This is a genomic window from Caldimonas brevitalea, from assembly GCF_001017435.1.
GTDB lineage: Bacteria > Pseudomonadota > Gammaproteobacteria > Burkholderiales > Burkholderiaceae_C > Caldimonas > Caldimonas brevitalea.
In genome coordinates this window covers 3,646,978-3,664,048 of the sequence record NZ_CP011371.1, presented here as the reverse complement: position 1 = coordinate 3,664,048, position 17,071 = coordinate 3,646,978, and the positions used below count along the sequence as shown (strand labels likewise).

General features: G+C 68.6%; 16 protein-coding genes and 1 tRNA gene. 8 read left to right on the top strand and 9 right to left on the bottom strand.

The features are described 5' to 3' along the window. Positions 1–120: 120 nt before the first annotated feature. The 3 genes from AAW51_RS15635 to AAW51_RS15625 form a co-directional block, all read right to left on the bottom strand. A complete protein-coding gene (locus tag AAW51_RS15635) occupies positions 121–729 on the bottom strand; it encodes a DUF1993 domain-containing protein (protein WP_083438326.1) in 609 nt (202 codons plus the stop codon). Between the two features lie 131 nt (positions 730–860). Next, positions 861–3,482 carry an ATP-binding protein gene (locus tag AAW51_RS15630; protein ID WP_047195347.1) on the bottom strand — a complete coding sequence of 874 codons (2,622 nt, stop codon included), beginning with the start codon at positions 3,480–3,482 and terminating at the stop codon, positions 861–863. Positions 3,483–3,630: 148 nt separating this feature from the next. Next, the gene (locus AAW51_RS15625) at positions 3,631–4,383 is read right to left on the bottom strand and encodes a response regulator (protein ID WP_083438705.1); all 753 of its coding nucleotides are present in this window, start codon (positions 4,381–4,383) and stop codon (positions 3,631–3,633) included. Positions 4,384–4,660: 277 nt separating this feature from the next. Here AAW51_RS15625 and AAW51_RS29985 point away from each other — a divergent pair, with 277 nt between their 5' ends. The 6 genes from AAW51_RS29985 (at position 4,661) to AAW51_RS15605 (ending at position 8,281) form a co-directional block, all read left to right on the top strand. Beyond that, positions 4,661–4,825: a hypothetical protein gene (locus AAW51_RS29985; RefSeq protein WP_157359917.1), complete on the top strand. Its 165-nt coding sequence runs from the start codon at positions 4,661–4,663 to the stop codon at positions 4,823–4,825. Between the two features lie 27 nt (positions 4,826–4,852). Next, entirely contained in the window at positions 4,853–5,029 is a 177-nt protein-coding gene (locus AAW51_RS29980) for a hypothetical protein (RefSeq protein WP_157359916.1), read from the top strand. Positions 5,030–5,560: 531 nt separating this feature from the next. Then, positions 5,561–6,031 (top strand): hypothetical protein, encoded by a 471-nt coding sequence (locus AAW51_RS15620; protein WP_169788038.1) that lies wholly within the window; start codon positions 5,561–5,563, stop codon positions 6,029–6,031. A 423-nt stretch (positions 6,032–6,454) separates the two neighbouring features. Continuing rightward, positions 6,455–7,447, top strand: coding sequence for a LuxR family transcriptional regulator (locus tag AAW51_RS15615; protein ID WP_047195345.1), 993 nt, complete (start codon positions 6,455–6,457; stop codon positions 7,445–7,447). Positions 7,448–7,594: 147 nt separating this feature from the next. After that, the gene (locus AAW51_RS15610; protein ID WP_047195344.1) at positions 7,595–7,783 is read left to right on the top strand and encodes a hypothetical protein; all 189 of its coding nucleotides are present in this window, start codon (positions 7,595–7,597) and stop codon (positions 7,781–7,783) included. A gap of 75 nt (positions 7,784–7,858) precedes the next feature. Next, positions 7,859–8,281 carry an SET domain-containing protein gene (locus tag AAW51_RS15605; RefSeq protein WP_047195343.1) on the top strand — a complete coding sequence of 141 codons (423 nt, stop codon included), beginning with the start codon at positions 7,859–7,861 and terminating at the stop codon, positions 8,279–8,281. A 36-nt stretch (positions 8,282–8,317) separates the two neighbouring features. Here the strand turns inward: AAW51_RS15605 and ligD are convergent, their stop codons facing one another. From ligD to AAW51_RS15585, 4 genes are read right to left on the bottom strand one after another with little or no spacing between them, the layout of a single operon-like run. Further along, positions 8,318–10,939, bottom strand: a complete 2,622-nt coding sequence (ligD, locus tag AAW51_RS15600; protein WP_047195342.1) for a DNA ligase D — start codon at positions 10,937–10,939, stop codon at positions 8,318–8,320. A 6-nt stretch (positions 10,940–10,945) separates the two neighbouring features. Further along, a complete protein-coding gene (gene ku, locus AAW51_RS15595; protein WP_047195341.1) occupies positions 10,946–12,013 on the bottom strand; it encodes a non-homologous end joining protein Ku in 1,068 nt (355 codons plus the stop codon). Between the two features lie 28 nt (positions 12,014–12,041). Next, a complete protein-coding gene (locus AAW51_RS15590) occupies positions 12,042–12,326 on the bottom strand; it encodes a hypothetical protein (RefSeq protein ID WP_047195340.1) in 285 nt (94 codons plus the stop codon). 42 nt (positions 12,327–12,368) lie between these two features. Further along, entirely contained in the window at positions 12,369–14,567 is a 2,199-nt protein-coding gene (locus AAW51_RS15585) for an AsmA family protein (RefSeq protein WP_047195339.1), read from the bottom strand. Between the two features lie 181 nt (positions 14,568–14,748). Between AAW51_RS15585 and AAW51_RS15580 the strand changes: the two genes are divergently transcribed. Next, positions 14,749–14,825, top strand: a tRNA-Arg gene (locus AAW51_RS15580). 149 nt (positions 14,826–14,974) lie between these two features. Here the strand turns inward: AAW51_RS15580 and AAW51_RS15575 are convergent. Both AAW51_RS15575 and AAW51_RS15570 read right to left on the bottom strand, forming a co-directional pair. Beyond that, positions 14,975–15,220 (bottom strand): hypothetical protein, encoded by a 246-nt coding sequence (locus AAW51_RS15575; RefSeq protein ID WP_047197881.1) that lies wholly within the window; start codon positions 15,218–15,220, stop codon positions 14,975–14,977. A 56-nt stretch (positions 15,221–15,276) separates the two neighbouring features. Continuing rightward, positions 15,277–15,969, bottom strand: a complete 693-nt coding sequence (locus tag AAW51_RS15570) for a glutathione binding-like protein (RefSeq protein ID WP_047195338.1) — start codon at positions 15,967–15,969, stop codon at positions 15,277–15,279. Positions 15,970–16,078: 109 nt separating this feature from the next. On the opposite strand from AAW51_RS15570, the gene AAW51_RS15565 reads away from it, so the two are divergent. Then, positions 16,079–16,843, top strand: coding sequence for a hypothetical protein (locus AAW51_RS15565; protein ID WP_157359915.1), 765 nt, complete (start codon positions 16,079–16,081; stop codon positions 16,841–16,843). Positions 16,844–17,071 lie beyond the last annotated feature (228 nt).

Below are 17,071 nucleotides of genomic sequence, written 5' to 3'. Positions count from 1 at the left end.
GTTTGTGACGCCCCGCGCCCCCGCAATGAAACAACCGGCTCACTGCCACCGGCCGGCCGCCTTGGTGCGCAAGCACCAGGGCAAGCACTGTTCCAGGCAGTGCGGTGAGCGTGGCGGGGGTCAGGCGGGGGGCGTGTCGGCCGGCATGCCGGTTAGCAACGTATAGGGTGGCGTGCCCTGGTAGTCGGCTTTGCCGAGGGGCACGCCGGCCGAGCGCAGCAGCGCGTACACCACCGTCAGGTGGAAATAGAGGTTGGGCAGGACGTAGGCGAGCACGAAGTCCTGGGTGTCGAACTGACGCACGTGGCCGGCCTTCGCGACCGTGACCGACACGGGTGCCGCATCGTCCACCTCGCTGGCCGACACGGTGGCGAGGTAGGCCAGGGCTTCCTGGATCAGCGCCTGCAGTTCGAGGAAGGACGAGGGGGGCGGCTTGCCGAACTCGTCGTCGTGGCCCCGGTTGAACACGGCATGATCGGGTGAGGTGTCGTGGCTGGCCAGGCGGCGCGCCAGGCGTGCCGCGGTGCCGCGGGCGGCCGAGGTCAGGATCTCGACCTGGCGCGACAGCGGAAACATCTCGGGGTGCAGGCGGCGGGCGACCAGCGTGGCCTCGTCCAGGCCTTGTCGGCCGGCGTGTTCGGCGGCCTTGTCCAGCAGGCGGGCGAGGGTCTGCAGGCCCCGGATGTAGGGAGCCAGGGCGACTTGGTAGAGCGAAGGCGACAGCGTCATGGGAGGCTCGAGGAGGGCGAACGTTGGACACCGCCGGACACGGCAAGGCGGCCGGCGTCCCGAGCCATCGATGATAGGAGTGCCGTCATGGCCAAGACGCCTGCAAGGCCGGCGCGGTCGCACGTCTCGCATCAGTCCGGTCGATAGCCGACAGCGGCGGGTTGACCTGTGGCGGGCAGCAAGCCGCCCAGCCAGTGCAGCAGGGTGCGCAGGTCAAACGGCTTGTGCAGCACCGGCACCGCCGCGTGCTCCGGCGGCGGCGATTGCCAGCCCTCGGGGCCGAGGCCGGACATCAGGCCGATGGGCAGCGCGGGATGGCGGCTTTGCACGATTTGCCGCAACCGCCAGCCATCCATGCCGGCGCCCAGGCAGACGTCCGACAAGACCAGGCCGACCCCTTCGTGCTGCTGCAAGGCCGTCAACGCCGTCTCGCCGCTCGCCGCGGCTAGCGGGCGGGCACCTGCCGCCTGCAGCATCTCGGTCACCGTCTCGCGCAGGCTGTCGTCGTCGTCGACCACCAGCACGGTGAGCCCCGCCAGGCCGGGCAAGGGCTGGCCGGGTACCGGGTCAGGCTGCACGGCGGCGGGGCGCGGCAGCCGCCGAAACGTCAGCCAGACCGTCGTGCCGGCGTCCGCCTGGCTTTCGATGCGGATGTCACCGCCCGACTGTTTGACGAATCCGTAGACGGTCGACAGGCCCAGGCCGCTGCCTTCTCCGGGGGCCTTGGTGGTGAAGAACGGCTCGAACACCTTGCCGAGCACACCTTCGGGGATGCCACAGCCGCTGTCCTCGATGCGCAGGCGAACCTGCTGCGGGTCGGCTTCGCTTTGCACCGTCAGCCGGCCGCCGGTGGGCATGGCCGCGCCGCTGTTCAGGACCAGGTTGAGGAGGGCGTTCTCGAGCTGGCCCCGGTCGATCTCGACGCAGGCATCGCCGGCCCCCAGCGCCAGGTCGACCTGCACTTGCGGCCCGGCGCTGTACTCGATCAGGTCGCGCATCTCCTCGATCGCCTCGTCGACGGGCACCACCTCGGCCTGCAACGGTTGCCGCCGCGCGAAGGCGAGCAGCCGGCGGGTCTGGGCGGCGGCGCCGGTGGCAGCCCGCCGGATGCGCGCAAGGCGCGCCTGCGCGGGCGAGCCGCTCGGCAGCTCGGCCTCGAGCAGCGGCAGTGTGCCGAGGATGGTGCCCAGGTAGTTGTTGAAGTCGTGCGCGACACCGCCGGTCAGCTGGCCGAGCACCTCCATCTTCTGCGCGTGCTGCAGCTGCGATTCCACCGCGCGGCGGGCGCTCAGGTCGGTGACCAGCATCACGGCGCCGGTGCCCGGCACGCGACGGGTGCGGGTGTCGAGCACCTGGCCGCCCGGCAGCTGCAGCTCGACATGGTCATAGCCGGCGAAGGCAATCCGCTCGCGGCGCGACAGCGGCCGCCGCGCGGTCTGCCCGGGCGCCGCCCAGGTGGTGCCGGCCGGCAGGCCGGCCAGCAGGCGCGCCGCCGACAGGCCGAGGGACGGGCGTACACCATGCGGCTCGAGCAGCTGGGTCAGCTGCGGGTTCCACAGCAGCAGCCGGTGGTCGGGGTCGAACACCGCGAGGGCGTCGGTCATGCTGCTGTGCACCGCCGCGATCATTTCGTTTTGAGCGTGCAGGTCGTGCACCAGACGCTGTTTGGCGAGCAGGGCGTCGCGGAACACCTCGAAAGTGCGGGCCAGCGCGCCGAGTTCGTCGCGGCGCCGGGTCGCCGGGGTCGGCTGGGCCGTGTCGCCTTGTGCCAGCCGCGACATCACCGCGGTGATGTTCTCGATCTGTCCGACCAGCCGGCGCACGTAGCCGGCGGCACCGGCCGCGATGCCCAGGCAGGCGAGTGCCACCAGCAACATGCCGGTTTCGCCCACGCGCACCGAGCGTCGGATCGCCTCGCTGCGCTCGCGCGCGGTCGCCTGCAACCCGCCGACGTAGCGCGACACCGCATCGCCCAGCTCGGTGGCATTGGCGCGCATCAGCACCACCAGATAGGCACTGCTGCGCTCCAGTTCGAGCATCGAACGGCGCAAGGCCAGCACGGCATCCGCACCGCTGGCCAGGGCCATGACCGTTTGCGCGGTGCGGGGCGGGTAGGCCGACAACACGTCGCGCCGCTGCACGGACAGCAGCGAGGCTTCGACATCCGCTTCGAGGCTGCCCAAGGCAGCCGCGCTGTCGGTGGCCACCGCCAGCACCAGGCTCGACCAGACCGCCGCCAGCGAGGGGTCGACGCGGCCGGCAGCGGCGCGCGGGCGGTGCAACTCATCGCCCAGCTGCTCGAGCCGGCGCATCTGCGCATCCAGGCGACGCTGCAGCTCCACCTTCTGACGTGTCAGCGCGACCAGTTGCGCCAGGTCGCGCCGCACCTCGTCTTCGAGGCGGGCCAACAGCGCGCCGAACTCGCCGGTGGCCTGCAGGTCGAGCGCATGGTGGCGGATCTGTCCGAGCAACTGCTCGGCACGCAACCGGTCGGACTCCACACCGTCGCTGTCGCGCCACTCGGTGATGCGCGGTGCGATCGCGGCGAGCTGGGTGGTGCGCTCCGCCAGCTCCAGCGCGTCGGCCAGGTTGGGCATGAGCTCGTCCTCGAAGCCGGCGACCGCACGCTGCGCGTGGCGCATGCCGAGCCAGCCGACTGCGGCGAGGCTGATGGCGGCGAGCAGCAGCAGGCCGAAGGCGGCCAGCAGGCGGGTGCGCACCCGGTCGAGTGCCCAGCGGCGGGGGGCGGTCATCGCGGACAGGCTTCCTGCCGGATCGCGGCGTAGCGTCCGTGCTGCGCACGGCGGTACGAGCCCCTTCGGACGGCCGGGCGGGTGCTGATTGGAAAACCTTCGTGCTGCGCACTACGGTGCGAGCCCCTTCGGGCGGCCGAGCGGGTGCTCAAGCCGGCACCACGTCGGCCGCGAACAGATAGCCCAGCCCGCGTTCGGTGCAGATGTACTGCGGATGTTTGGGATTGGCCTCGATCTTGCGGCGCAGGCGCAGGATCAGGACGTCGATGGTGCGGTCGAACACCTCGGTCTCGAGGCTGCGCGTCTGCTCCAGCAGTTGGTCTCGGGTCCAGACGCGACGAGGGGCGCGAACGAATGCTTCCAGCAGACGGAACTCGCCTTGCGTCAGCGCGCAGGGTTCGCCGCTGCGCTTGCGCAATTCGCGCTCGCGCAGGTCGAGCACCCAGGGGCCGAAACACAGCCGTTCACCGCGGCCGGCGGGCGGGGGGGTCGCATCGGCGCTGGGCAGCGCCACGGGCAGGGCGGGGCTGCCGTGGCGACGCAAGACAGCGCGGATGCGCGCCACCAGTTCGCGTTCGCTGAAAGGTTTGACCAAAAAGTCGTCCGCAGCCAGCTCCAACAGCAGCACCCGGTCGGTTTCGTCGCTGCTGCCGCTGATCATCACCAGCGGCACGCGCGACTGTTGCCGTAGCCGGCGCGCCAAGGCCAGGCCGTCTTCGGCCTGCAGGCGCAGGTCGAGCAGCAGCAGGTCGTATGGCCGCTGCGCCAGCGCGGCGAACATCGCGGCGCCGCAATGGACACCGTCGACGATGAAGCCGGCGCGTGTCAGCAGGTCTTCCAGGACGGCGACCATGTCGCGGTCGTCGTCCACCACGAGCAGACGCGGTTGGGATGTTTGCAAGGTCTCCACGGCGTTCCGGGCGCTTCAGCCCCTGTTGTTTTGAGCGGTGCGCCGGCCGTCGCCGCCGACACCCGCAATCGGTGGCAGTTTCGGCCCGCCCCGATCTCGTTCTGTTTCGATTGTGAACGGGCCCGCCCCCCTGAACGAGTGGGGAAAGCGCGAGGCGACGCCTGTAGGACCGGGCCGACAATCCGCGCCGCCGCCTGCCGACACGCCTCTGCGGGCCGCTTTTCTAACATCCCAACACATCACACAGAATTTCTTTCAGGAGCTTTCGATGTGGAAGTGGTCGGTGGTATTTGCCTTGCTAGCCGTGCTGTTCAGCTGGGCAGGCACTTCGTTTGCTTTTAGTTCTTTGGCGACCGTGATCTTGTGGGTGCTTGCCGCCGCGACCGCATTGGTGGCGGTGGCGCGACCTGCCAAGCGGCGGTTGGAGCATTAATGCCGGCTTTCATGAAGGAGTACGGCCATGACGAACTGGGCAGTGGGTGCGAAGGTGCTGGGGCTGGTGGCCGTCGTGCTCACCGTGATGGGAACCGCCCTGGGTGTGGACGCGGCCGGCGAGGCCTTGCTGGTGCTCGTGAGCCTGCCGGTGGCAGGCGCGGTGGCGTTTGGCGTGTCGGCTTTCCTCGATCTGGACCGTTGACGGAAGTCGTTTTCGGCCCAGGCAACGGACGGCGGGCTTTGCTTCCGCCGGACGAGTTTTGGTGCCGCCGGCCCGCCCTAGCGCGGGCCGCCACGCCCAACTACGAGAACTCGGTGTTGCGACGCGTGCGTATACAACCGTAGAGTCCTGCGCATCAACTAGGCAAAACGTGCAAGAGCGGAGGGACCGCCCCACGCACGGCCGATACGCAGGAGGACAGCTCATGAAGAAAGAATTCAGCAAGCGCAGTCCCGGTACCCGTAGCGTTTCGTACCGCACCCGCTGGCGTCCGCGGGGCTGCGCGGAGCCCATCGACAGGTCGTGGCCAGAGGCATGGTCGCGCCGTTGCCCGAGTCCTTCGGCGCTGCCCGTGCTGCAGAGTTATTCGCGCCGGCGCTGCTGCACCTGGACGCACTGACCGAGCGCCGCAAGGAACGGACGTTTCGAATCGGCGTTCCGATCGCGCGCTGGCCCGCCGCAGCCCCCGCGCACTGCTTCAGCGGCATCGGTATGTTCCGAGGGATACAGATCATGGCAAATGGATGGAACGGGAACCCCCCGATTCCGGTGTTGCAGGACTTCTCAGCCGCGCGCTCAGCGGACACGGTCGAGGGCTGGTCGCAGGCGGTGGGTGGGTCGGCGTCTGGGCAAAGCCCAGGCTTGTCGGCGGTGTGGTTGTCGGGCACGGCGGCCCTGGCTGTCGGCGCCTGCCGGATCGAGCAGCTGCGGCGTGCCGGCGCGTGGCGGCCTATGGCGCCCGGGGGCTCGGGGGTCGACAGCGAACGCCGTGTCGCCGCCGCCGAGGCGCTGCTGGCGGAGAGATGGGATGAGCTGGCGCAACGACGGCGTGAGCTGCTGACCCTGGTGCGAGACGGCGCAGCGGCCGACACGACACCGCAGCGTGAGCGCGACGTTTTCGCACATCGTGGGAGCGACGACGAGGCGGTGCCAGACGCAGAACTGGCCTGCCACTCGGACGCTGGCTGTGCTTCCCACCGCTGACGGCAGCGCCCGCTCCCGAAACGCCGGCGCCGCCGGCGTTTCAGTTTCTATGCGCCTGTTTCCCTGCTGGCACAGAGACGCGACAAGGGTGTGCTGCAGCGCGAGCGAGGTTGTACCCTTTTGCATTCGACTGGACAGGCCCAAGCGCTCGGACGGGCCTGCGGCTGCACGAAAACCCACGGCTGGGCCCGTTCGTCGGATCAACATTCTGTAACCCAACAAAGCCCTTGCTACGCCTGAAGCCGGTGGCCTTGACGTACCGTTCTCCCGCCGCAAAAAGCAGGGTTGCCGACGAAGGCGCTTGCGGCCTCGCCGGCAGTTCTGCGCGCTAGAGTTGTATTGGGCTCGCTTCGCGGGCCAGCTGCTGTAAGGTCGGCGGGTCAGCGTTTCGCCGACTACATCGAATGGCAGGAGAGGTGAGTTATGGAATTGACCGCACGCGAGGAGCCTCACGGCCCGCCACCGTGGCGCCGGGACTCAGGGGTACTGCGCAGCCCGCTGCACGATGGCGGGATGTCCGGCGCCAGCGACACGCTTGAACCTTATCTCGCCCGCCGGCAGCCCGCGTCGGGCGATGCCGGGGGCGTGTTGCTCTATTCGGAGTCGGACTTGTTGTTGCACGATGCGCCGCAACGCACCGGCTCGCTGCCCGGCCTGGTCAACGAGCTGCTCGCGCAGCCCTCCAGCGCCGACCGGGTGCGCCTGGTGCGCCGGCTGTTGCACGGGCTGGGTTTCGAGTGGCTCGCCTATGGCACGGCAGGCATCCAGCGCGGCCGCGCGATACCCCGCAGCTTTTTGACGACCTACGGCCACCCGGTGTGGACAGAGCACTACTTCCGGGAGCGCTATTACGAAATGGATCCGCGCCACTACGACGCCCCGTCGTCCAGTCTGCCGCTGGTCTGGGACCTCGACGACATCGCCGCCAGCGCCCGGACGCAACCGGGCAGCTCGAGGGCGCGCAGGTTCTTGAACGACTTTGGTGACAGCGGCATCCGCAGTGGTGTGTTCTTCAGCGTGGCGTCGCCTGACATGCCGCACGAGCGCACCGTGATCAGCCTGATGTCGAGCGCGCCGCAGCGTGGGTGGATCGTCGACAGCGTGCTGGGTCAGGCGCTGACGCTGGGGCTGAGCGTGCACGAATTCTTGTCGCGCCACGTGCATCGCTCGGTGTTTGCGTCGGGGCCGCGGGCCGAACTCTCGGCGCTGCAGCGCGACATCCTGGAGTGCCTGATCGGAGGGCAGAGCGACAAGCAAATCGCCCACCGGCTGAGCCTGTCGTCGCACACCGTGGACTACCACCTGCGGCAGTTGCGGCGCCGTTTTTCGGTGCGCAATCGGGTCCAGCTCGTCAATGCGGCGATCGAGGCGGCGGCGGCCGACCGCATCCACCAGCGTATGCAAGTGCGCGCCTGAGGGCCCGGCTGTGGGGCCGAAGCTGCCGCCGGCCCTGCAGGTTTTTCAGCGGACCCGTTGCGGGCCTCGGCGGCAGGCAGGCAGGCTGCAGCTCGGCATGCATGTTGCCGTCGCAGCAGCAGAGGTTACGGACAGTACGGGTGTCGTATGCTGCTGTTTTCCCTTTATCGCTGGTTCCGCAGAGCATCGGCCGGGCAGCGCTGGGCTGCCGCGGGTGCCATCTTCATGCTGTTCGTGGCCGCCGGGGCGAGCGACCGGCCCGCTGACGCCGTCTGGGTGCCGGTGGCGCAGCTGCCGGCTGTCCAGACCGTCGTGCTGAGCACCGCGCTGCCATAGCCTCCCTCTGCATGGGGCCGCGGGCGGCACCTTGCTGCGGCGGTTCGCGCCAGCGTATTGCGGTATCTTCCCGAAATGGTCAGTCTTGCCAGCAATCCCCAGAAGTTCAAGGTCAAAGTACAGCCGAGCCTGATCGACGGCACCGGCGTTTTCGCCGACGAGGCGATCCCGCCGTACAAGAAGATCGGCGAGTTGCGCGGGGAGTCCATCAGCGTCGCCGAGGCGCGGCGGCGCGCCAAGCGGCAGCAGCGCATCATGATCGTCGAGGTGTCGGACAAGCGTGCCATCGACGCGTCCGGCTCGAGCGACCCGATGCGGTTCACCAACCATTCGTGCGCGCCGAATACCGTGCTGCGCATCCGGCAAGGCCGGGTCGAGTTCTATGCCCTGCGCGCGATCGTGCCGGGCGAGGAGCTGACGGCGAACTACGGCGAAACCCACCACGAAGGGCGCTTGACGTGCCGCTGCGGTGCGCCAAATTGCGTCGGCAGCCTGTGAGCGGCATGTCGCCCGTTGCCAGGCATTCAAGCCGCTCTATGACTCTGCGCTGCCAGGGTCGACGCCGAGCGCACGGAACATCTTGACCGTCAGCGTGCGCCGCTGTGCCGCGTAGTCCTGCCACGCGGTTTCCGACTCGGGCGCCCGGGCCACGGCGTTGCGAAGGTTGAAATGCTCGGCCCGCACGTCTTTCTTGGCCGACAGCTCGTCCCAGTGCAGCGGCACCGAGACGGGGGCGCCTTCACGTGCGCGCAAGGAGTAGGACGCGACCGCGGTGGCGCCGCGCCCGTTGCGCAGGTAGTCGATGAAGATGCGGCCGCCGCGACTCGATTTCGACAGCCGGGCGGTGAAACGCTGGGGCGCGACGCTGGCGAGCCGCGAGGCCAGGCCTTTCGTGAAGGCCTTGACCTCGTCCCAGCTGCGCGTCGCCTTGATCGGCGTGACGATGTGCAGGCCCTTGCCGCCGGTGGTCTTCAGGAAGGCCGCCAGTCCCAGTTCTTCGAGCAGCACCCGGGTCAGCTGGGCCGCTTCGACCACCTGCGCCCACGGCAGGTCCGGGTCGGGGTCGAGGTCCATCGTGATGCGGTCGGGGCGGTCGGGCCGGGGCGCTCGCGCGCCCCAGGTATGGAACTCGACATTGCCGTACTGCGCCAGCGCGACGATGCCTTCGACGCTGTTGACCATCACCAGCGTGTCGGTGCCGTCGCTGGCCGGGACTTCCACGCTTTCGACGCCACTCGGCAAGGTGGTCTCGACGTGTTTCTGAAAGAAGCATTCGCCCCCGGTGCCCTGCGGACACCTGAGCAGACTCAAGGGGCGCGCCGCCAGATGGGGCAGCAGATACTCGCCGATGTCTTCGTGGTAGCGCACCACCTCGAGCTTGGTGATGCGCGGCACGCTGAACACCAGACGCTCGGGGTGGGTGACGCGCACGCCGCCCACGCTGTTGGCCTTCGGATCGCTGCTGGCGCCGCTGCGGCGCAACGAAGCGCGTGCCGCGGTGGCGGCAGGGCTGGCGGGGCGGCCGGCAAGGCGGGTGGCGCTCGGGCGCATCGGGGTGTCCTCCTGTGCCACCGTCTGCGGCAATTCGCGCACCACCTTGCGCACCGGCTTGTCTTCGCGCACACCGACGAACGAAGCCTGACGCAGCAGGCCCTCCTGGGTCCAGCTGGCGTAACGCACCTGTACCACATGGACCGGCTCGACCCAATGCACCGTCGGCGCGCCGGGCAGTGACGGCTTGCTGCGGAAGGGGCAGCGCGCTGTCTCGTCGGGTGCCAGCCGCTCGCGCATCGCCTGCAGCCCGGCCTGATCGAAGCCGCTGCCGACGCGCCCGGCATAGTCGAGCTGGCCGTCCTTGCCCCACACGCCGACCAACAGCGCCCCGAGGTGCCCGCGGCTGCCGCGCGGCTCCGTGTAGCCGCCGATCACGACTTCCTGCTCGGAGCGGCATTTGAGCTTGATCCAATGGGGCGAACGACCGCTGCGGTAGGGCGCGTCCAGACGCTTCCCGATCAAACCCTCCAGGCCCAGCTGGCAGGCCGCTTGGAGCACGGCCTGGCCGACGTACCCCGGGTCCAAGGGTTTGCTGCGGCTCAGACCTGGCTGGGCGGGCAGCGCCGCGAAGATTTCGTCGAGTGCCTGCAGACGGTGGGACAGGGGCCGATCCCGCAGGTCTTCGCCGTCCCACCACGGCACGTCGAAGACCACGTACTCCACTTGAGGCGCGCCACTGTCGAGCGTGGCTTGCAGCGCATGGAAGTCGGTATGGCCGTGCTCGTCCATCACGACGATCTCGCCGTCGAGCCAGCCGCTGTGGCTTTGCAAGGCCGACAGCCGCTGCACCAGCGACGGCAGCCGCTCGGTCCACTCGATGCCGTTGCGGCTGAACAGGCGCACCTGGCGGCCGTCGCAGCGCACCAGCATGCGGTAGCCGTCGTATTTGATCTCGTAGACCCAGGCGTCGCTGACCGGCGGCCGGTCGACCAGCGTGGCCAGTTGCGGTTCGACGAACTCGGGCACCGGGACGCGGCGGCGACGGCTCGACGCTGCGCTGCTGCGCGGTGATTTGGCGGCCACCGGGGCAGGGGCCGGCGCAGGCGGGGCCTCGGCCTCGGGCGGGTCGTGCAACACCGCGTCGCCGTCGCCGATGCGCGCATGCTGGTCGCGCCGCTTGCGCAGCATCCATTGATCGCCTTCGCCCGCCAGGCGGAACAGCACCCAGGCGCCGTGCAACCGGGTGCCGCGCAGTTCGAAGTGCAGCTTGCCGCGGCGCAGACCCTCCTCGGCGTCGCCTTCGGGTATCCACTCGCCACGGTCCCAGATGGCGACGTCGCCGGCACCGTAGTGGCCCTTCGGGATCGTGCCCTCGAAGCCGGCGTAGTCGAGCGGATGGTCCTCGACCTCGACCGCGAGGCGCTGGATGTCGGGGTCCAGGCTGGGTCCGCGCGGCACCGCCCAGCTCTTCAGGGTGCCACCCCATTCGAGCCGGAAGTCGTAGTGCAGTCGCCGTGCATGGTGGCGCTGGATGACGAACTGCAGGGCGGGCTGAACGGCCTTGCCGCGCCGTTTCGCGACGCGCTTTTCACCGGCGGGTTCGGGCGTGTGCGCGAAGTCCCGCTTGGCGTGGTAGGCCGACAGGGGATGGTCGCGGCCCATGCTGGGTCACGCCCGTTTGCGCCGCGCCGGCTCGGCCGTCGCCGTCTTGCGTGCGGCGGCCGTCTTGGCGGCGGCCGATTTGGTCGCGGCGCTTTTGCTCGCGGAGGTCTTGGAGGCGGCCGTCTTGCGGGCCGGTGTGGGCCGCCGCGCACTCGCGCCGTCGGCCGCCGCGCGTTGTTTGCCAGCGGAGGCGGGCGATGGATCTGCCCCGGTCTTGCCACCCACATGCATCGGCTTGACCTTGGCACCCCCATCGCCCGCTGCTGGCTTGCGCTCCACCCGCTGCACACTCTGGCGCAGGGCGGCCATCAAATCGATCACCTGGGCGCCTTCGCCCTTGCCGGCCGGCTCGTCACCCACCGGCGTCAGCGTGTGCGTCTGGCCGGCCTGGATCTTGGCCTCGATACGACTCAACAAGTCGTCGCGGTAGCTGTCGTGGTACTGCTCGGGCTGCCAGTCCTCCGACATCTCGTCGACCAGGCGCTGGGCCATTTCGAGTTCGCGCTCGCCGACGCCCACCTTTTTCAGGTCGCTGTCGGGCACGTACACGTCGTCCGCCTTCAACACCTCGTCGGCGAAGCGCATCGTGTTCAGCAGCAGCACGTCGCCCTCGACGAGCACCGCGGCCAGATGCTGCTTGCTGTGCATCACCACCTTGGCGAGGCCCGCCCGGCCGCTGCTGCGCATCACCTCGCGCAGCAGGGCGTAGCCTTTTTCGCCGCGCTTGCCGACCTCGAGGTAGTAGGGCACTTCGAAATAGGCCGGCGAGATGCGGCTCGCGTCGACGAAGCCGAGGATGTCGACGGTCTGCGTGGCTTCGGGGTTGGCGAGCCGGAAGTCCTCGTCGGACATCAGCACGTATTCGCCCGGCTCGTAGGCGTAGCCCTTGACGATGTTCTCGCTCTCGATCGCCTCGCCGGTGCGCTTGTTGATGCGCCGGTAGCCGACCGGCGCCATGTCACGGCGGTCCAGCCAGTCGAAGTTGAGGTCGTTCTTGCGAGCGGCGGCGCGCAGTGTCACCGGGATGTGCACCAGGCCGAAGGTGATAGCGCCTTTCCATACTACGCGAGCCATGATCCCATATCAGCAATCACCGTTCCTGTTAACTGTTCGCTCTGACAGGCGCGCGCTTGTGCCGAGTGTTACGCCAGTAAATCGCCTGGCCGGCGATGGCGCTGCACAGGAGCGCGACGTTGACGAACAGAAACACCCAGTTTTGCAGCAAGGCGCTGTAGATCGAAAAGCCTAGCGAGGCGGCCGACTGGCCGATGAACAGCCACGAGGACACGCCGGTGCTGTCGTGACTGCGGTACTGCTTGCGGACCTGGTGGAAGATCGTCGATAAAAGAATGAAGCTGCTGAGCCAGCCGATCAGCTCGGTTCCCATGCCGGGTTTCCTCTCTCTGGGGGGTGGAACGTGGAAGAAGGGTCAGGGGCGGCTGGCCGCCTTGTCGGAGCGCACGGCGCCCTCGGCCGCGGCAGCGGTCGCCGGCGCGTTGGACACTTTGCCGCCGCCGGTGCCGCGCAAGCGCTGCAGGGCGTCGCGGCAGCCGTTTTTCTCGCCTTCGCCCGGGTCGATGAGCGGGATCAAGGCCGCGAAAGGATTGACGGCCGCCAGCGCCGCGGAGGCGAGCAGCTTCAATCCAAGCGTCTTGCCCTCCAGGCGCACCTTGGGCTCGGAGAACGTGCCGCTCAGATGCACCGGCGAGCGCAAGGACACCGGTGAGAAATCCTTGGGCTGCGCCCGCAGGACCAGGGCCAGTTGCTCGGTGGCGAGCGACAGCGTGCCGTCGAACAGCACCAGCGAATCGGGCGTGTCGATCAGCCCCACCTGCGTGTCGAGCGTGCCGCCCTTGGACGTGAAGCGCCCGACGGCGCAGTGCATCGGCAACGGCGCGTCGCCCTTCAGGAAGATGCCGAGGCCTTGCGCGAGGTCGATCCCGAGGGCTTCGACGATCAGGTGCGAGATCTGGCCGTCGCGGATCCAGAAGGCCGCATCGCCGTCGAGCGAGCCGAGCATGGCCGCCGTCGATTTGCCCACGCCGTCGAACTTGGCCTGGCCGCCGAGGATGCCGGTGATGTAGCTGTCTTCCGCACCCTGTTCGGCGCGGTTGTTGCGCGCCTTCACCCAGCGGTCCAGGTCGACGCCGGCCCAGCGCAGGTCGATGGCCCAGCGGGGCTGGCTCGGGCGGCTGTCGAGCCCGATGCTGCCGCGCACCTCGCCACCAGAGGCACGGGCCAGCAACTCGCGGATGTTCAGCACACCGTCGCGCAGCGAGATGCGGCCTTGCAGCGGCGTCAGGTCGCCGAGGAACTGGGTGCCCAGGTCGAGCTTCTTCAGGTTCACGCGGACATCGGCGTTCATCGCTTTCAGCGACGGGATGTTGAACTCCTTTGCCGGCAGCACCTGGCCGTCCTTGTCCTGCTTTTTGTTCTTTTCAGGGGCCGGCGGGTCGTCGTCCTTCGGCGCTTTGCCGTTGGGCGGCTGGGCGCCGAAGGCCGGGCCGAGGTCGCGCAGCGTCAGGCTGTCGCCGCGCAGTTCGCCGGTCAGTAGCGGCACCGGGTGGCGCCGGTCATAGGTGAAATCGCCGGCCAGACGGCTGGTGCCGACGGCCAAGCGCCCGACGCTCGCCTTCCACAGCTCGCCGTCCTTGCTGAGCTTGCCGTTCATGTCGAAGGGGCCGGTGCTCGGCAGGGTCACGCCGGCCGGCGCGCCGACCGCCGCCAGCGAAGGCCCGGAGATCGAGAAATCGCCGGAGAAGCCGCGCAAATGCAGCACGTCGACTGCCTGGCCCTTGAACTCGAACTTGGCCCGCCCGGCGCTGGCGTGCAGGCTGAACGGCACCGGCGTGCCGTTGTCGTCTTCCGGCGTCAGCAGTGGCAGCAGGCCCTCGGAGGCGATACGGAAGCCGAACTTGGCGCCACTGAAGCGCGCCTCGCCTTCCCGGTAGTGGCCATCGCCCTCGATCACCAGCCCGGCGCCGTTCGCGTTGGCGCTGCCTTCCTCGGTGCGCGCCAACGCCCGCATCTGCAGCCCGATCACCTCGTCGTCGTAGCGCACCTCGCCACCGCCGACCACCAGCCGGTCGAAGCTGGGCAGTTCGGTCTCGGCCTTCTTCTTTTGCGGGTCCGGCGGGGTGAACTGCCAATTGGCGCGCCCGTCTTCGGTACGCCAGAACGACGCCTTCAGGTGCCGCACTTCCAGCGCGCGGATGCGCAGCGGCTCGGCCGGCTCGTCCGGCTTGCGGCGCAGCGGGCTCAGCACCGTCGAGTAGGGCAGCACCAGCCGCACACCCTCGGCCCGTATGAGTTCTTCGCGCCGGTTCTCGGCCGCCCAGGCGGGGGCCGCGATCGCAAACTGGTCGGTCTGCAGTTTCAAGCCGCCCAACAGCCGCAGCCGGAAATCCTCGCCCACCACCACCTCGCGCTGCAGCTTGTCCTGCAACGCGCGCTGCAAGGGCCCCCGGAGGAACGGCCAGCCGGCCCACTCGCACACCGCGAACGCCAGCATCAGCGCCAGGAGCACCAGCAGCGCGATGCCGGCGGGGCGTCGGAACAGGGGTTTGCGGGCCCGGGCCGGGGTGGGGGGCGAGGTGGGGGTGGGGGGCGATGCGGGTTGGGGTGTCACATCGCCTGCATGGCAAGGGGTGTGCCCGTGCCTGCCTCGCGCACAGTCACCGCAATGCGTCGGATGCGCAGCTACGCTCGCGCAGGGGGTGGCGAAACTGGGCCCACGTGCGGTGGCGGGGCGCCATCGGCCGCGCTTAGAATGCCGCTGCTCGTCGTGCTGACCGCGCGGCGGGATCAGTCTGCCCGTAGCTCAACTGGATAGAGCAACTGCCTTCTAAGCAGTAGGTCGGGGGTTCGAGTCCCTCCGGGCAGGCCAGTGTTTATGCGGCTTGGCGGCCACTGCACAAAATGCCGATGTCTGACAATCGGCGGGTTGTCTAACTACCGGGCCGGCGTGACCTTCGCAACGGTCTTGCCTTCCACGTAGTGCTCGGTCGTCCGCATGTTGGCGTGGTTCAGCGTTCGCTAAGGGTTCAGGTCGAAGACCAGTGCCGCTTGACGTTCCTGTGCGCTGTGGCCTTGCAGGGCCGCGGCCCACCCCGGGTCGTCACTGGCGCGGCGCGGCATGACGCCCGACGTCATCACGGCGACTTCTTCCGAGGTCGCGTCTATCTCCGTGAGTTGGACCTTCTGCGCGTCGAAGAGACGCGCCACCATGGGCCCCCCCGATTCGATCAAGACCAGAAAGCGCGCCGGCTTGTGTGTCTGCATCTGCACTCCATGCTTGCTGCCTTGCAAGCGTAGCACGGGGTGTCATGGCGTTGCTCTCAGCGCCGCTGATACTGCTGTGCGCCGAACAGCACCTCGCGCGCCTTGTCGTCGGTGAGCGCCTGGCGCTGGTTGGCCAGCACGGCCACGCCACGCTGCACCGCCGGCCGTTCGGCAATCTCGTTGAACCAGGCCTTCAAGCGCGGGAAGTCCTGCCAATCGATGCCCTGGTTCTTCCACGATCGCAGCCACGGGAAGATCGCGATGTCGGCGATGCTGTACTCGTCGCCGGCGATATATTTACTATGTGAAAGACGTGTGTCCATCACGCCGTACAGGCGCTTGGCTTCGTTGGTATAGCGGTCGATCGCGTAGGGCAGCTTTTCGGGCGCGTAGATGCGGAAGTGATGGGCTTGCCCGAGCATCGGACCGACCCCGCCCATCTGGAACATCAGCCATTGCAGCACCTCGAACTTGCCGCGGTCGCTGGCAGGCAGGAAGCGGCCGGTCTTCGATGCCAGGTAGAGCAGGATGGCCCCCGACTCGAACAAGCTGATCGGCTGCCCATCGGGGCCCACGGGGTCGACGATGGCCGGGATCTTGTTGTTTGGGCTGATTTTCAGGAACTCGGGCTCGAACTGTTGGCCCGCGCCGATGTCGACCGGGATCGCCTTGTAGGCGAGTCCGCACTCCTCGAGCATGATGTGCACTTTGTGCCCGTTCGGTGTCGCCCAGGAATACACTTCGATCATCTGGCACTTCTCCGTGAGGATTCTTGATGGTTGGAAGGCCGGAATCTAGCAGGGTGTTGAAAAGCCCGTCGGGAGCGGTTCATACCGGCTTCCCATCGTACGAAAATCGATGCTCAATGCACTGAAACGCTGGTTAGGGGGGCCGGGGCGGGTCGTGGATATCGCGGCCGCCGAGGCCTGGGCCCAGGACCGGGGCTATCAAATGCGGCGCGACCGCGAGTCCTTGAAGTTGCTGATCGAAGGCGATTTCGACGGGCAGCGCTGGCGGCTCGAATACGGGCCGCCGCAGCGCAGCTATATCGACGGCCTGGAATTGCGCATGCGCATGGAGCTGCATTTGCCGCCCACGCTCAACGTGCTGCTCGTGACGCGTTTGCTGAAAGACAAACTCGAAGCCGCGGCGTTCGAGCGCTTCACCAAGCGCGTCGAAACGCACATCGACACGGCGTCGCCCGAGGAGATGCGCTGGCTGGCGATGTATCCCAAGGTCGCGCTGCCGTCGACGCCGGCGCTCAAGCTCCATTACGGGATGGTGTCCAACGCGCCGCATGCCGCATCGGCATGGGTGCAGGGTGCCTTCGGCGAGCGGCTCGCCGTGCTGCCGGTCACGTCGCTCGAGGGCATTCCCTTCGTGCTGATGACGCTGCGCGGGCGCCTCTACCTGCGCATGCGCTTGCCGACGCTGCCGCTGTCGCTGATGGAAGAGGTGGTGGAGCTGTTCCGCCTTGCGGCAGACCGCGCCAAGGATGCGATGGCGCAGTGGGAAGAAGACACCGACGGCTCGTGGCTCAGCACGACGTCGATCGCGTGGCATACCGACTCGCACATCGAGTTGCCGATCGAGGCGCAGCAGCCGCCGCACAAGCCGAAGTGAACCTGACCAGGCCGGGGAGCGCCGAGAAGGCGCCGCTGGCCGGCGAGGCAAGGGGGTGGTCGCTGAGCGGCGACCGCCGCGAGCACGGTTGCTTCCGATGTGAACAAACCATGTCAGGCAGACCGTGCGCCGCCCGCATGACGGGGAGGGCCGGACGACCCGTGCCCCACATGCCGGTGGCTGCCCGGCGCGCCTTATGAGGCCGCCGCCACGGCGGCCCGGTGCTGC

Coding starts and splice junctions, on each gene's coding strand:
- AAW51_RS15610 (WP_047195344.1), top strand. CDS start 7,595: ATGCTGCTGTTTTCCCTTTATCGCTGGTTCCGCAGAGCATCGGCCGGG.
- AAW51_RS15575 (WP_047197881.1), bottom strand. CDS start 15,220: ATGCAGACACACAAGCCGGCGCGCTTTCTGGTCTTGATCGAATCGGGG.
- AAW51_RS15570 (WP_047195338.1), bottom strand. CDS start 15,969: ATGATCGAAGTGTATTCCTGGGCGACACCGAACGGGCACAAAGTGCAC.
- AAW51_RS15620 (WP_169788038.1), top strand. CDS start 5,561: ATGGCAAATGGATGGAACGGGAACCCCCCGATTCCGGTGTTGCAGGAC.
- AAW51_RS15605 (WP_047195343.1), top strand. CDS start 7,859: ATGGTCAGTCTTGCCAGCAATCCCCAGAAGTTCAAGGTCAAAGTACAG.
- AAW51_RS15630 (WP_047195347.1), bottom strand. CDS start 3,482: ATGACCGCCCCCCGCCGCTGGGCACTCGACCGGGTGCGCACCCGCCTG.
- ligD (WP_047195342.1), bottom strand. CDS start 10,939: ATGGGCCGCGACCATCCCCTGTCGGCCTACCACGCCAAGCGGGACTTC.
- AAW51_RS15565 (WP_157359915.1), top strand. CDS start 16,079: ATGCTCAATGCACTGAAACGCTGGTTAGGGGGGCCGGGGCGGGTCGTG.
- ku (WP_047195341.1), bottom strand. CDS start 12,013: ATGGCTCGCGTAGTATGGAAAGGCGCTATCACCTTCGGCCTGGTGCAC.
- AAW51_RS29980 (WP_157359916.1), top strand. CDS start 4,853: ATGACGAACTGGGCAGTGGGTGCGAAGGTGCTGGGGCTGGTGGCCGTC.
- AAW51_RS15590 (WP_047195340.1), bottom strand. CDS start 12,326: ATGGGAACCGAGCTGATCGGCTGGCTCAGCAGCTTCATTCTTTTATCG.
- AAW51_RS29985 (WP_157359917.1), top strand. CDS start 4,661: ATGTGGAAGTGGTCGGTGGTATTTGCCTTGCTAGCCGTGCTGTTCAGC.
- AAW51_RS15635 (WP_083438326.1), bottom strand. CDS start 729: ATGACGCTGTCGCCTTCGCTCTACCAAGTCGCCCTGGCTCCCTACATC.
- AAW51_RS15615 (WP_047195345.1), top strand. CDS start 6,455: ATGGAATTGACCGCACGCGAGGAGCCTCACGGCCCGCCACCGTGGCGC.